Origin of the sequence: Bartonella vinsonii subsp. berkhoffii ATCC 51672 (assembly GCF_902825225.1) — a bacterium.
Taxonomy (GTDB): Bacteria; Pseudomonadota; Alphaproteobacteria; order Rhizobiales; family Rhizobiaceae; genus Bartonella; species Bartonella berkhoffii.
In genome coordinates this window covers 1-435 of the sequence record NZ_CADEAK010000182.1, presented here as the reverse complement: position 1 = coordinate 435, position 435 = coordinate 1, and the positions used below count along the sequence as shown (strand labels likewise).

The 435-nt window shown below is 39.8% G+C and carries 1 protein-coding gene; it reads right to left on the bottom strand.

Annotated features, from left to right (window positions below; genetic code table 11):
- The coding region (locus J7R10_RS08840) for an ABC transporter substrate-binding protein (RefSeq protein WP_208436489.1) at positions 1–435 on the bottom strand (435 nt) is incomplete at both ends.

Genomic DNA, 435 nt, shown 5'->3' with positions numbered 1-435 from the left:
CTGCCTTTTTTACCTGTAAAGTCTGAGCTACATAGGTTGCAATTCCTATACCTTGATAGGAGTCAATAAAGCAAGCACGAAAATAATATTTTTTGCCTTGTGTAACAAGCGGACTCGTTGAAGAGGTTGCAATAGCCGGAGTCTTTTCTTTTTCAGATATTTCTCCACCAGCCAACGAGAGTGAAGAGCCATAACTACCAATGATTCCGCTAACTTTCTCACTAGCAGTTAAGCGCATAACAGCGTTAGCTGCTTCTACTTTATCGGATTTATTATCAATGATAATGAGTTCTACTTTACGTCCCAGTATTTCTGGGATTTTTTTATGTGCCAGCTGTATACCTCTCATTTCAAGCTGACCTCCAAATGCATTTTGTCCACTTAATGGAAGGTAAACACCAATTTTAATAGGCTCACTCGCGCAGACATTCGCTA